Annotated in this window: 8 protein-coding genes; 6 read left to right on the forward strand and 2 right to left on the reverse strand. The window is 38.9% G+C overall.

Features of this window, described 5'->3' with window-relative positions; translation table 11 throughout:
• Positions 1-7: 7 nt before the first annotated feature.
• Positions 8-1,258 carry an FHA domain-containing serine/threonine-protein kinase gene (locus tag WA1_RS12865; RefSeq protein ID WP_017745149.1) on the forward strand — a complete coding sequence of 417 codons (1,251 nt, stop codon included), beginning with the start codon at positions 8-10 and terminating at the stop codon, positions 1,256-1,258.
• A gap of 69 nt (positions 1,259-1,327) precedes the next feature.
• On the opposite strand, the gene WA1_RS12870 is transcribed toward WA1_RS12865, so the two are convergent.
• A complete protein-coding gene (locus WA1_RS12870; protein ID WP_017745150.1) occupies positions 1,328-1,552 on the reverse strand; it encodes a DUF4327 family protein in 225 nt (74 codons plus the stop codon).
• A gap of 1,175 nt (positions 1,553-2,727) precedes the next feature.
• On the opposite strand from WA1_RS12870, the gene WA1_RS12875 reads away from it, so the two are divergent.
• The 5 genes from WA1_RS12875 (at position 2,728) to WA1_RS12895 (ending at position 11,792) form a co-directional block, all read left to right on the forward strand.
• Positions 2,728-3,126: a tetratricopeptide repeat protein gene (locus WA1_RS12875; protein ID WP_017745152.1), complete on the forward strand. Its 399-nt coding sequence runs from the start codon at positions 2,728-2,730 to the stop codon at positions 3,124-3,126.
• A 50-nt stretch (positions 3,127-3,176) separates the two neighbouring features.
• Positions 3,177-5,306, forward strand: coding sequence for an FkbM family methyltransferase (locus WA1_RS59690; protein WP_017745153.1), 2,130 nt, complete (start codon positions 3,177-3,179; stop codon positions 5,304-5,306).
• Between the two features lie 109 nt (positions 5,307-5,415).
• Positions 5,416-8,454 carry a class I SAM-dependent methyltransferase gene (locus WA1_RS12885; RefSeq protein WP_272819126.1) on the forward strand — a complete coding sequence of 1,013 codons (3,039 nt, stop codon included), beginning with the start codon at positions 5,416-5,418 and terminating at the stop codon, positions 8,452-8,454.
• A gap of 3 nt (positions 8,455-8,457) precedes the next feature.
• On the forward strand, positions 8,458-10,776 hold the full coding sequence (locus WA1_RS12890; protein WP_017745155.1) for a tetratricopeptide repeat protein: 2,319 nt from the start codon (positions 8,458-8,460) through the stop codon (positions 10,774-10,776).
• 35 nt (positions 10,777-10,811) lie between these two features.
• Entirely contained in the window at positions 10,812-11,792 is a 981-nt protein-coding gene (locus WA1_RS12895) for an FkbM family methyltransferase (RefSeq protein WP_017745156.1), read from the forward strand.
• 109 nt (positions 11,793-11,901) lie between these two features.
• Here the strand turns inward: WA1_RS12895 and WA1_RS12900 are convergent, their stop codons facing one another.
• Positions 11,902-14,142 (reverse strand): O-linked N-acetylglucosamine transferase, SPINDLY family protein, encoded by a 2,241-nt coding sequence (locus WA1_RS12900; protein ID WP_017745157.1) that lies wholly within the window; start codon positions 14,140-14,142, stop codon positions 11,902-11,904.
• Positions 14,143-14,161 lie beyond the last annotated feature (19 nt).

The raw sequence follows: 14,161 nt of genomic DNA on the forward strand, positions 1-14,161 counted from the left end.
ATCGCCTATGGTCACTCTGACCTTGTTAGAACCGCAACAAAAAACACCCCTCCAGCAGTGGGACTTTCAAGACAAAACTGTTATCCGGATTGGTCGTTCGGCTGAAAATGATATTGTTTTGAGCGATAATTTGGTTTCTAGATATCATCTGGAACTAAAGCGAACGAGTCTTACCCAGTCTAGCAATTCTCTTGATGGTTCTTGGCAAGTGACGAGTAAAGGCACAAATGGCACTTTTTTGAATGGTGTTTTGGTGACTCAGGCGTTGGTTCCCGATAACTCGTTGTTGCAATTGGCACAGGGAGGTCCTATTCTGAAATTCCAAATGAATGGGGATGCAAAACAAAGTTTTCAAGTCTCACCCCATAGTTGCACCCATGAAGGCAATTCTCCTAACAATTTATTTTGCATCCACTGCGGTCAGCCCCTCAATGTACTCCATACAATTCGCCAATATCAGGTATTGCGAATTCTAGGACAAGGGGGGATGGGGACGACTTATTTGGCTTGGGATTCTGTAGGAAAAGTTGCCGAGCGATCGCTCTTAGCGCCAGCTGTACCCGGCTTATCGCCACTGCTTGTATTGAAGCAGATGAATGCCGATATGGCAAAAATTGCTAAAGCTCAAGAATTATTTGAAAGAGAAGCACGCACTCTCCAATCCCTGAGCCATCCTGGCATTCCTAAGTATTATGATTTTTTTGTGGAAGGTGGGAAGAAGTATTTAGCCATGGAATTAGTCCACGGGATGGACTTGGAGAAACTGATCTATAAAAGAGGACCTGTGACACCAAGTCAAGCGATTGGTTGGATGATTCAAACCTGTGATATTTTGGACTACATTCACAGCCAAGAACCTCCTCTTATCCACCGCGATATTAAACCTGCGAACCTGATGGTACGCAATTCTAATAATCGTATTGTCGTACTGGATTTTGGCGCTGTTAAGGAAATTGGCACAGCACCAGGAACCCGCATTGGCGCGGAAGGTTACTGCGCCCCCGAACAAGAACGAGGACAACCCGTAACTCAATCGGATTTGTACGCCATCGGTCCGACGCTGATTTTTCTGCTAACTGGTGAAAGCCCTTTTAAATTCTACCGCCAAAAGGGGAGAACTTTTCGGTTTGATGTGGCAAGTATTCCCACGATTACTCCCAAATTAAGGGAATTTATTGACCGTGTTACCGAACCTTTACCACGCGATCGCTATCAAACAGCCAAAGAATTAGCAGCAGGGTTGTATGGGTGTCAATAATAGTTAGTGGTTAGTAGTTAGTGGTTCGGATTGCACAACTAACAACTAACAACTAACAACTAACCAATATTACTCTTCATCCCATGCTTCGACAGACAGCAATTCGCTCACTGGATCTTGCATGCTAAAGCCGTAGTCCAGCAGATCTTTTTTCCAATGCTGCCAGTCGTTGCCGAAGAGCAATGCGATTTTCCAAATGCTATCTGTGGGCTTGATAATTTTAGACTCCACAAGTGAATGCACATTACGTTGCAACTTCACCATTGGGTGAATAACTTGTTGCTTACTACTCATAACCTCGATTAGTTTCTGATTTGGTTTGGTAAATGCTTAATCAAAACTGCTTTCTGTTTTGGAATTATTCCGTCGCGTAGAGTTTCGTACTTTGGCAAAGCAAGTCTTAACCTTTTAACTATATCATAGCTTACCCTACTAAGGTGCGGTTTAATTCGGTTTTGTACGGTAATTACCACCAACTAGGTTAAATTTGCCTCTACTCCATCATAGGGGACGCCGGTTTAAAAAAATCCGTCTTCCTCTACTTGCACAGATAATTCGCTGTGGTATGACTTGCAAAACAGTATTTGCTTTTTTCACCATAATGTATGCAGTTTTTTCAAACCTATATATTAAGGGACTGTTCAGGCTTCTGGCGGGGGATTGAGAATTTTGCAACTAAGTTGGGGATATGCCCATTAATTCAGATGTTATCTAGAAGGATATCGCAAACATTTGAAATTGGATAGGACTAAAATAAAACTTTATAAAAATTTAATTTTGGGAATGGGGCATTAGGCATTGGGCATGGGGCATTGCCTGTTTTCATCAGTTTTGGGGTACGCATTTCATGATGGTTACATACTTAAGAAGATCTATCTCCGTACAACACTAGAACTGGGCTATAAAAAATTCAGTAGCAACAGCATCATTTGCATCTATCAATAGTGATATTATGAAAAGTATTTCAAAATTTTGTGTTTCTATGTCATCTTGCTCGCTACTAAGGACAGGCCTTGACGCCCATCCCACAATCGGGGACAATTCAATTCTTGGAAATTTCTAAGTTTGGTCAATGAAAATGCCTGCCAGATCCCCGACTTCTCAAAGGATACAGCTGGCGATTAGGGGGTGACACCCCCCAATGACGAGAAATAAGCTATTTCAGCGCTATTTCAGGACGCGATCGCATTCCGAGTATCGTCTCGAAACGCCTATAAAATCGTTGGGGTGAGGGGTCAAACCCATCATTCGCCAGCTGTATCCTCAAAGAAGTCGGGGATCTAGACCAGCTTAAACTATCCAAATTAATGTAGTAGACCAATAGTACTACAGTCAACAGAAAAACATAGCTTTCAAATTTTTCGCGAAAAATTCTGACTGAGATGTTAGTTTGTCTGTGGTGGTGGGTACTCTCATAACGGGAGGGTTGCGGTACTTAAGTATTAACCACCGCAGCAAATACGGAAAGCATGGCTAGTACAGGGGAAGAATACTTAATTACTCGCCAAAAGCAGATTGACCGAAGAAAAAGAATTGTAACATGGGTATCCATCATATCTTTTGCAGGTTCTGGGATGGCTGCAGTTGTTCCCGCATTGCAAAAGATAACTCAGAATGAAACACAGCAGAAAGTAGAATCACCAGAAGTATCATTGAAACAACAAGCGCAGGGTTTTGAGCTAGTTTTACAACGGGAACCTGAAAATGTAGTAGCGCTAGAGGGGTTGGTCAAACTGCGTATTCACTTTAAGGATGTTCGAGGGGCGATTCCACTCATGGAGAAACTCGTAAAATTACATCCCACTAGACAAGATTACAAAACTGCATTAGAGCAGTTAAAGAAAGAAGTGAGTAAGAGCAGTCATTAAACCAAAACCAAAATTTTTAAATTTCTAACGTTTAATTCTAATTTTACTTTATGTCACTATTTTTACCCTATTTGAAGAGAACTGGTTACTTAGACAATATTCATATTACAGTATGTATCATTGGTTCTCGTAAGTTAGTTAGCCAAGATGATTATGGAAGCCAGTCTTGGCAAATTTTTGCACCGAATCTGACCATATACGGTTTTGATGCTGACACAGATATATGCAGCGATGCAAATAACGATCTTACAGCAAGAAACATAAATTGGACTGAAAAGCATATACCCCTTGCTCTTTGGAACTGTACGGGTAAAGCGAAACTTTTTGTCACTCAATTTCCTGGTTGTAGTTCCTTATACCCTCCTAGCAATTCATACATTAAGCGTTTTGCTGGCAATTCAGAACTCATAAAACTAGTTTCTACTTCGGAAATTGAAACAACAACCTTAGATAATTTTTGTCATTCAGAAAATATTGGTGAAATTGATTTTATTCAACTTGATGTCCAAGGTGCAGAATTAGGAGTTTTAGAAGGGGCAACCAAAATTTTAGAAACTAGTACCTTGGGTATTATCACTGAAGTAGAATTCACAGAGATATATACAGGACAACCTTTATATAGTGATGTAGATATTTATCTCAGAAAGCAGGGTTTTAGTCTGTTCGATCTGAGCCACACACATCGTGATATTCGCAAAAATATACCTTTAGTATCACAAACACACCAAGGAGCGCTGATTTGGTCAGATGCTTTTTACTTTCGCGATTTAATAGGAGAAAACTTAACCACAAATCTTAAAACCCCTGAGAAAATTTTGAAATTAGCTTGTCTTGCTGATGTTCTGAGCTTTCCCGATTATGCGTTGGAACTACTAGTGCATTTAACACTACACTATGGGAAAGACGAAAAATATAACTTTGCTGACTGTATTATTGAAAGTTTAGCTTACGTTACAGGACTGACTAAGCAAAGTGAAAAACTTGCTTCTTTACCTATAATTAAAAAAAAATATGCGTATAGTAGTAGTTACAATTCTAAATTTATTGCTCCCAATTCTGAATCGTTCTCGAACTATCAATTTTTACAAAAAGGTGCCTATCAGTTTTTGCTTCTTGGAGAGTACAAGCAAGCAGCTAATCTGTACGAGCAGGCAATTGAGCTTGAACCTAATATAAAATCTAACTATTGGTATTTAGGATTATTGCTATTCCTCCAAGGTCAAGAAGAAGAAGCACAAGTAACTTGGTTTGTAGGATTTTCACAAGCTAAAACAGGAGACAGTGATGACTGCATAGCAGAATTAGTAGAAGTTTTAAAAACAGAAGTAAAACGACGTATTGCATTAAAAGATCGCTCTGTAGCTTTGGCTCTTGAAGAACAGATCAAAGCACTTGCACCTGAGTCTTCTCTAATTAATAGTAGTATAATCAAATACTCTCATTTGGATGAAGAAAGCATAATTAAAAAATATTTAAATACAATAAATTTTGTACGCGAGTATTGTGTAGATATAGCTGCATCTGACGGACTAACTATGTCGAATACCTATTTTCTTTTTGAAAAAGGTTGGTCGGGCTTGGCCGTAGAATGCGATCGCGAAAAATTTGCTGCGCTAGCTAGTAACTATATTGACTTTTCCAATGTTAATTTAAGTAAATTACTAGTCACCCCAGACAATATAGTGTCTTTACTAGAAGCCAATCAGATTCCCAAAGACTTTGGGTTGTTGAATCTTGATGTAGACGGATATGATTACTTTATTTTAGACAAACTTTTAACTGCATTTCGTCCTACTATTATCTGTGCTGAAATCAACGAAAAAATTCCACCTCCTTTAAAATTTACTGTTAATTGGGATTCTAGTTATGTTTGGGAAAATAATCATTTTTATGGACAAAGTATCTGTCAGTTGAATATTTTGTGCGATCGTTATGAATATGCACTTGTAGAATTGCATTATAACAATGCTTTTTTAATTCCAAAAGAGATTAGTCCTTATCCTTCAATTTCGCCAGAAGAAGCCTATAAAAAGGGTTATCTTGAGCGTTCAGATAGAAAACAAAAATTTCCTTGGAACGCTGATATAGAAGAACTTTACAGTTTATCGCCAGAAAGAGCTTTAAATTATGTAAATAGATTATTTTCAAAATATCATAAAAAGTTTTCGTGCGAACTTTGATTTTTTCAAAGAAATGCTATATCGAATCTTTAAAATATGTTTTTAAGATTCGATAATAGCAAAAATAAGAATTGAAACATCATGCTAAATTCACATCATGAAAAATATCATGACTCAGTATCAGAAAATTCAAGAATCCGTTGAATTAGTCAAAGGATTCATGGTTCCAGGACAAGAAGAGTATTTGTTTAACAAAGTCAAATTGCTGGCCAATGATGCCATTATTGTTGAAATTGGTTCATTTAAAGGACGCTCCACAGTTGCTATGGCTTATGCTTGTATAGGAACTAATAGAAAAATTTATTGTATTGATACCTGGGACGGTAATGATTCTGACTTCCCAGACCGCAATTTTTTTGATATCTGGCAGCAAAATATTCAAAAAAATGGTTTGGAGCAATACGTAGTTCCATTACGAGGTGACTCCCATGATATTTTAAGTCGGTGGAATGATTTAGCAGATGGCAAGTTAATTGATTTTATTTTTATTGATGGTTCCCACCAGTACTTAGATGTCTTGAGAGATTTTGAATTATCCTTTCCAATGGTGAAAGATAGTGGATGGATAGCATTTCATGACGTTATACATACATGGCCGGGACCGGAACGCGTATGGCATCATATTGCTAAATGTCGTCTTGTCAATCACGAGTATTCTTCAACACTTGCGTGTGGACAGAAAAATTTGAATGCGATCGCCTCTACATCAGTTCTAGAATTACCCATTCATTTCTTTACTATTGTTCTTAACGGTCAACCATTTATCCTCTACCACGCTGAAATTTTCAAGCAACTACCTTTTAAATGGCACTGGCATATTGTAGAAGGGGTGGCGGATTTAAAACACGATACTGCTTGGAGCATTCAGGGAGGAGGACATATAAGTGATGAAATCCACCGTAATGGTTGCAGCCATGATGGTACTACAGAATATTTAGACAAACTAGCGCAGCTTTATCCCGATAACATCACAATTTATCGCAAGCCAGAGGGTATTTTTTGGGATGGAAAACTTGAAATGGTTAATGCGCCACTTACCAATATTCAAGAAGAATGTTTGTTGTGGCAAGTGGATGTAGATGAACTATGGACTGTAGAGCAACTATGCACTGCCAGACAAATGTTTATCAAAAACCCTAATAAAACAGCTGCTTTTTATTGGTGCTGGTATTTTGTAGGAGAAAATTTAATCGTTAGTACTCGTAACTGTTATTCTCAAAATCCCCAACAAGAGTGGTTGCGAAATTGGAGATTTAAACCAGGGTATTTCTGGGCGGCACATGAACCCCCAATCTTAGTAGAATCTCAGCCCAACGGTCAATTGAAAAATGTCGCTACAATTAATCCTTTTTTGCATGAAGAAACAGAGCATTTAGGTTTAATTTTCCAACATTTTGCTTATGTAACTCAAGAACAATTAAAATTTAAAGAACAATATTATGGCTATCGCAATGCTGTTTTCCAATGGGCAGCCTTGCAGGAACAAACTCAATTCCCAGTTCTGCTTCGTGATTATTTTCCTTGGGTTGGAGATCGAACTCTTGTAGATACTGCACTTGCATATGGTGTGGTACCAATTGCTCAAAGAGAAGATAGCTCTACTAATTGGCGGTTTTTACAACCAGATATCATACAGGGAGAAATGACAAAGATTACAAAATCAACACCTGTCATCCTGGTTGATGGAGTATTTTTTCAGCTTTATCAAACTGGTATTGCACGCGTTTGGAAATCTTTGTTAGAAGAATGGGCAAAGAGCAATTTTGCCAAACACATTATCGTACTAGATCGAGCGGGAACTGCTCCCAATATTTCTGGCATACGTTATGTGACGGTACCGCGCTATGACTACAACCATACCGAGGCGGATCGAGAAATGCTCCAACAGGTGTGTGATGCTGAAGGTGCTGATGTATTTATCTCTAGCTACTATACTACCCCCACTACAACACCTTCTGTTTTTCTCGCACACGATATGATTCCCGAACTGATGGGAGCTGATTTAGATTATCCCATGTGGCGAGAAAAACATTACGGAATCGAACACGCATCTGCCTTTATTGCTGTTTCAGAAAATACAGCACGGGATTTGGTGAAGTTTTTCCCGGAAATATCTTTGGAGTCTGTCACAATAGCTAAAAATGGTGTTAATCGCCAAATATTCTCGCCTGCGGCTCAAGAAGATATAAATTTGTTTAAAACCAAATACGGTATCTCAAAACCTTACTTTATGCTCGTAGGTGGTGGTGGAGGGTATAAAAATAGCATTCTCTTCTTCAAAGCTTTTGCTCAACTTGTCAGCAAACAAGGATTTGAGATTCTTTCTACAGGCATTGGCGGGTTGCAGGACTTAGATTTTAGAACCTACACATCAGGAAGTCTAGTGCATATGCTGCAACTGAGCGATGCGGAGTTGGCAACAGCCTATTCTGGTGCTGTGGCATTAGTCTACCCATCTATTTATGAGGGTTTTGGCTTACCTATTCTAGAGGCAATGGCTTGTGGTTGTCCTGCGATTACTTGTCCTAATGCCTCTCTTCCAGAAGTCGCAAGCAAAGCAGCTCTATATGTCAATAGCAATGATGTGGAAGGATTAGTAAGTGCCTTATGTGAGGTACAAAAGCCTAACATCCGTAAATCTCTCATTGCATCTGGGTTGGAACAGGCGAGACAGTTTTCTTGGTTAAAAATGGCGGAAGTCGTCAGTACAGCCTTGATTGATGTGAGTCTCCTGCCTTTAAAGCTTAACCAAACTAACTTCATTATCTTCCCCGATTGGTCGCAGTCTGAGGATTCTTTGGGTGAGGAGATGCAAAGAGCGATCGCAGCAATCGCAACTCATCCTGAATGCGAGCATATCACTCTACTGATCGACACTACCGGGATTTCTCATGAAGATGCCGAACTGTTCTTATCTGGCGTGACCATGAATCTGCTGATGGAAGAGGATTTAGATGTTAGTGAGGGCTTAGAAATTTCTTTACTAGGAGAGTTATCTGAGATTCAGTGGCAAGCTTTGCTACCTCGTCTTCAAAGAAGAATTATTTTGACACAAGAAAATAAACAGGCGATCGCAACTGCAAAAGTCGAAAAGATACCAGCTTTCAATACAGACAGATTCAAACAAGAAAATATTATTGTAATTTAAATCATGAAATACCAAGAATTTGTTGAACAATTGCTCGAATTTGAACAACAGCAAGTTGTCATAGATGAAGTTCATACAGAAGCGCTTTCGCTATACCATGGCAGACAATATTCCGAGGCAGAAAAAAAGTTTAAACAAGTCTTAGAATGGGATGAAAACCATGCAGCTGCTTGGCTGAATCTTGGTACTTTGTACTATGCTACAGAACGTTATGCAGATGCACTGGAAACATTAATTAAGTGTTTGGAAATCGACTCATCAGGTGCTATTCAGCATTACAGTATAGGTTTGGTACTTGAGAAAGTTGGTGCAATTCCTCAAGCTATTCAAGCTTATCAACAAGCCATTGCTCTCGATCCTACTTGGATAGATGCCTATAACTCATTAGGTAATATTTTCTGCGAGGCAGGAGAGTTAGAGCAAGCGGAATCAATATATCGACAAGCAGTCGCTGTGAAACCAGAGCATTTTGGCAGTTATCTGAACCTGGGGAATGTATTGCTAGAACAGGAGCATGTTGATGAAGCTATAGTAGCTTATGAAAAAGCTTTACAATTAAAACCTCGGAACCCGGATACTCTCTACAATTTGGGTGTTGCATTTGAAACAAAAAACGATTTTGCGGAAGCAGCGCTTAACTATGGTTATGCTTTTTATAGACAAGGAAAATATCAAGAGGCAATTAACCATTACCAGATTTTTTTAGAAAATAAAACAGGAGATGAGTTCTGCTACGATGCTTTAGCAGAATGTTACAAATCCCTCAATCAATGCGAACAAGCAGTTCAAACCTATGAAGATGGACTGAAAATTTATCCTAGGTCGAGTTTTCTGTATTTTCAATTAATCTCATTATTACATTTTTTTGGAAAAACACGAGATGCGATCGCTCTTGCTAAAAAAGCGTCTCAGTTATTACCAGATGTTTTAGTCTTTAAACTTGAAGAAAAGCGTCTTCTACCAATTCTTTATGAAAATGAGGTAGACATTGAGTTTTATAGGCATAGATTTGCTACCAGTTTAGAAGAACTCATTCAGCAAACTTCTTTGGAGACCCCTGAAGCAAAAAAAAGGGCTTTAGAAAGTGTAGCGAGTCGAACAAATTTCTACTTACAGTATCAGGGTAAAAATGATATAGATCTGCAAACACAGTATGGGCAGTTTGTTCATAAAGTGATGGTAGCTAATTATCCCGAATGGGTTAAACCATTATCTAAACGACCTCTTCAGAAAAATGAGAAAATTCGCATCGGTTATGTTTCTGACTTTCTGCGAGGACACACTGTTGGTAAAGAGATGCTTGGTTGGCTGCGGAATCGCAATGAACAAGAGTTTGAAGTTTATTGCTACTATATCAATAATAAAGTAGATTATTTTACACAGCAATATCGGTTGTATAGTAACTATTTCCATCATATTCCTGAAGATTTACAAGGTGTTTGCCAGCAAATTATTACAGACAAGTTGGATGTTTTAGTGTTCCTAGATATTGGTATGCATCCACAAGTGACACAAATGGCTGGTTTGCGTCTTGCACCCATACAGTGTACGAGTTGGGGACATCCGATTACTTCAGGTATTCCAACAATTGATTATTTCCTATCTAGCGACCTAATGGAGCCTGAAAATGCTCAAAAACATTATTCAGAAGAATTAATTTGTTTGCCTAATATTGGCATTTCCTATGCCAAACCAATGATTCCTGAAACTAAAAAATCTCGTGTGGAATTTGGTCTAAGAGAAGAAGCAGTTATTTATTTATCCTGCCAATCTCTTTTTAAATATCTTCCCCAATATGATTATATCTTTCCAGCAATTGCACAAAGAGTTCCGCAAGCGCAATTTGCTTTCATAGCTCATGGAAGTGCTTATATTACTGAGATATTTCGGCAACGTCTTCAGTGTGCTTTTGCTCAAATGGGCTTAGATAGCGAACAACATTGCATTATATTGCCACGAATAAGTTGGAGTGATTACTGTAATGTCAACTGTATTTCAGATATCTTTTTAGACACTCTTAGTTGGTCTGGTGGGAATACGACACTAGAAGCGATCGCTTGCAATTTGCCCATTGTCACATATCCTGGTGAATTTATGCGCGGGCGTCATGCCTACGGAATATTGAAAATGCTGGGAGTAACGGATTCTATTGCTCAAACTGAAGCTGAATATATAGATATAGCCGCAAAATTAGGGCTTGATCGAGACTGGCGAGACAGCATAGTTAAGCGGATGGTAGAGCGTCATTCCTCTCTTTACGACGACAAAATTTGTGTAAAAGCATTAGAAGATTTTTATCGGCGTGTAGTACGGGAAGCTTAAATAAAATTGCAAAAATTAGCTCAGGAGACCAAATTATGTCTGTTTTTGTTCCCATAATTAAAGAACAAGGTTTGTTAGAACAAGTCGAAATGACAGTGTTTATTGTCGGCTCTCGTAAGATATCATCAAAAGATGACTATGGTGCAAGTCCATGGAGCATTTTTGCTCCAAATCTGACTATTTATGGGTTTGATGCTGACGCAGAGGCTTGCGAAGCAGCTGAAGCTAAACTTGCGTCTCAACAAATCAACTGGACTGAAAAACATATTCCTATAGCACTTTCAAAATCTGTAGGAGAATCAACACTTTATGTAACAAAAGGAGTCCATTGTAGTTCTTTATATATTCCTAACGAGTTTTATATAAAGCGATTTCATGGAATGCAACATGGATTCAAATTAGATTATCCAATGAAAGTTCAAACCACTAGTATAGACACTTTTTGTCAAGAACAAAGAATAGAGGAAATTGATTTTCTCCAAGTTGATGTTCAAGGCTCAGATTTTAATGTTCTCCAAGGATCTTCAGAAATCTTAAAGCGAAGCGTTCTTGGTATAGAAGTCGAGGTTGAATTTTCTCAGTTGTATGTTAACCAACCTTTATTCTCTGACATAGATGTCTATTTGAGAAAAAATGGTTTTGCATTATTTGATTTAATAACTAATGATAACTGGTGCCGTCGCCCTCGTGCTATTTCTCCCATTTGTTCGCCTGTTCGTACCGGTCAACTACTTTGGGCTGATGCTTGCTACCTTCGGGACCCACTTGGAGAAAATACTTTTGAACATATTAAACAACCAGCCAAAATCCTGAAATTAGCTTGTATCGCTGACGTTCTTGGTTATCCAGACTATGCTTTAGAGTTATTAGAATATCTCACTGTTCAATATGGTAGGTTACCGCAGTATAACTTTGCCCAGACTATCATTGAAAGCTTATCTCAATTTCCACAATTAGTTGAACAGGGATTAGATTCTTTACCTGTTGTAGGTAATATTCTTCCTTATTTGAACTGATATATAGCAATCTTACATAAGTTGTGAGAAAATACTAAACCTTATACACCCGGCATCTAAAAGATACCGGGTTTCTTTATCTTAATAAATGATTTAAGAATGCCAGATCTCAAGTTTTACTTTCAACATAAATCTGCCACATTTCCTCGTAAGCTTTCTCCATTTCACGAGTAAACTGTTCGGCATTCCATAAAGGTGCGGAGTGGCGGGATTGCCTTAATTGTGAAAAAACTTTTTGTCGTAAGCCAGAATCTTTACCCATGCGAATGCCCCACTCTATATATTCTTCATCGCTCCAGGCAATGCCTTCGCTAATTCCTGCATTCACCATCATGGTATAGCTATTACGAGCAGCAAATTGTTCTCCTACTCGCGTCACTAAAGGAATTCCCATCCAGAGAGTTTCCAAGGTGGTGGTTGCACCGTTGTAAGGATAGGTATCTAATACAACATCGGCAAGCCCTAAATTTGCTCGGTGTATTGCCTCTGAAGCCACCATTGGCAGAAATCTCAAGCGATCGCTATCCACTCCTTCTTCAGTTGCTATCTGATAAAAAAAGTTTTGAATCGCTTCTTGTTCTCCCAATCCTTTAATCAAGAAGTAACTATGTGGCACTTCTTTTAAAATCTTCATTTGCAGTCGCACCGTATCGGGATGCCGCTTGCAACCGCCTTGAGCGCTAAGATAAACCACAGCATCACTGGGGATATTAAGATCCTCTCGGCGTAAAGTAGGAACCCCCACCTCAAAACCATCCACAGCTATATAAGTTTGAGGCAATCGCCAAATTTTTTCTGAGTAGTCATCTTCAGCATTGTCTGGTAATACATAAGGATCGGCGATAAAATAATCGACTGCAGGAATTCCCGAAGCATCCCAGCCCAACCAAGTTGCTTGAATCGTCGCTGGTTTTAGCGCCATCACTTCTGAGCTTATGTCTAATGTGAGGCTATCTAAATCAATTAAAATATCTATTTCATCCCGATAAATTTGCTCGGCAATCTCCTGACTATTAATCCCCATTTTGTGGACTGTTTCAAACTGACGGATATACCAATGCTGTAGGGGATCTTCTTTTTGCTTGTAACTAACAAAGTAACCATACAATTCAAAACTTTCGCGGTTGTGATGTTCCAATAGCCATCGAGCCAACCACCCTACTGAGTGCTGTCTTAAGCAATGAGAAATATAACCTACTTTTAAACGTCTATTAGAATCTAATATTTGTGATGAGAATTGGCACGGCTTTCGATCATACTTGACTTTTTCATCAGCATGATTTTGCAGATTCCACTGACATAAAGCTGCCAATTGATTCTGGATTGTGCGATTCTGCTTTACATCGTCGCGAAAGTATGGGTAAAAAAATGTTGAAAGAAGTACCCGTGAAATTTGAGCAGTATCATCTAATATTGGTTGATCTTCTACTAGAGCATTTAGTAGTGCGTCGTGACGCTGTACAACTTCCCTCGCCTCCTGCCAATATCCACCAGCATTCATCAAAGTTCGTAACAGCAAATGATTGGCATACACTCTATCCGCTAATGACTCGTTCTGCAATATCGAATAGCACTTCTTAGCTGTCTCTATAGCTTTTGTATAATTGCCAGAATTCTGATAAAAAGCAGATAAATGTCGCAATAATTCTGTATCTTCAGAGTTGATTTGCAAGCATAACTCTGCTAGCTTCACTGCTTGTGATGGTCTGCCAAGGGAGTATGCAACATCAATTGCTGCTATGAGAATGACAGCAAAATATTTAGGTAAATGCTTTAGATGAGACAAACACGCTTCTGCAAATGCGTGGGATGTTAGGTGTAACGGATCGCACTCTAAAACCTGTTGTAGGACTTGCATTAAGTGTCCTATTTCCACTTCTCCTGGCTTCTTAGATTTCAGCAAATCGATAATTTCCCAAGAAGCGAGTTCATCTACAGTAAAGGTTTCTTGTGCGATCGCAAGCTGGATGAGATGTAACAAATTGTTAACATCACTAGGTTGAATTTCTTGGATTTGATGCCGCAGTAAATAAGCAGTAGAACTATCTGCTATTCCTTGTCGTCGTTGAGCTTCTGTCTGCAGCACCAGAAGTAATTCCTCATTCCACTGTTCAACTTGTTCCGGTTCACCTTCCATCATTCCCAACAACCAAGTTGTCTGTGCTTCTGTCTCTTGTCCTTGTAGTAAAAACATTAAACCCAAAGACCAGTAGTGGGATTTGACCTCAGGTTCTATCTCTATAGCTTGTTGATAAAGACTTACAGCCCGATAGTAGTCATCTTGTACTAGGCATTGATATGCCTGCTTCTGCCAATTAGCGAAATCTGTCAAAGAGCAGTCAAAAGTCATTTTACACTCTATTTTTAAT

The organism is Scytonema hofmannii PCC 7110, from assembly GCF_000346485.2.
GTDB lineage: Bacteria > Cyanobacteriota > Cyanobacteriia > Cyanobacteriales > Nostocaceae > Scytonema > Scytonema hofmannii.